1 protein-coding gene is annotated in these 537 nt (G+C 60.3%); it reads right to left on the reverse strand.

Translation table 11 applies throughout. The features are described from left to right. Positions 1-252 precede the first annotated feature (252 nt). On the reverse strand, positions 253-537 hold a 285-nt coding region (locus DAI20_RS20205), incomplete at its 5' end, for a S16 family serine protease (RefSeq protein ID WP_240606154.1).

Here is a 537-nt window from a genome sequence, read left to right on the forward strand (position 1 = left end):
TCAGCAACGGCATCGATCAATTCGGTCTTGTTCATTCTCTACAACTCCTTTGGCGGTGGGTTCCGCTTATTCGACAGGGAAGCAACCGCATGCCTTCTGCATGCGGCCGCCATGTGGAAACGGTTCGCCGATTCAGTCATCGCTGACAGCGATCACTCATTCGCGAGTGCTGCTTTTATACCAGCGGCCCTACCCCCACGCAAGCTGGAAAGCCAGCAACGACGCGGGTTTCGGGCCATCGGACAGCGCGCGTCAATGCTTGACGCGCGCGCTTCCACTCGGTTTGGCCTTGCTGCGCACCGTGACACGTTGCGCACTCTTGCGCGCCTTCTTCGGTGCCAGCGGGCGCTCCAGCGCCAGGTCCAGGACTTCTTCGATGTACTTCACCGGCACGATCTCCAGATCGCGGGTGACGTTGGCCGGAATGTCTGCAAGGTCCTTGCGGTTCTCTTCCGGAATGATGACCGTGCGGATACCACCGCGCAGTGCGGCCAGCAGTTTCTCCTTCAAGCCACGGATGGCGGTGACACGACCACG

The sequence above is a fragment of the Planctomonas deserti genome, assembly GCF_003067705.1.
Taxonomy (GTDB): domain Bacteria; phylum Actinomycetota; class Actinomycetes; order Actinomycetales; family Microbacteriaceae; genus Planctomonas; species Planctomonas deserti.